Raw genomic sequence first — 253 nt, forward strand, 5'->3', positions numbered from 1 at the left:
ACTACAACCGCTTCCGCTACTACGACCCGCAGGCCTGCTGTTACTTAAGTCCGGACCCGATAGGGCTGGCGGGGGGGCTGAACTTATATAGTTACGTTCCGAACCCACTGACATATATTGATCCGCTAGGGTTGGCTGCATGTAGTGTCTCTAAAGGTTTTTATAGAAAAGATAAAATTACACAAAGGTGGGTTGATAAATTATCAGGTAAAAAACCTGCGGATGTTGATGCGTTCCTGACTAGCTGTGGTTG

General features: G+C 46.6%; 1 protein-coding gene. It reads left to right on the top strand.

All coding sequences use genetic code 11. The features are described from left to right. Window positions 1-253 (top strand): RHS repeat-associated core domain-containing protein (locus DBA33_RS20555; protein WP_162975271.1); only part of this gene is annotated, 253 nt, incomplete at both ends.

Source organism: Yersinia sp. IP36721, from assembly GCF_003634395.1.
GTDB lineage: Bacteria > Pseudomonadota > Gammaproteobacteria > Enterobacterales > Enterobacteriaceae > Yersinia > Yersinia entomophaga.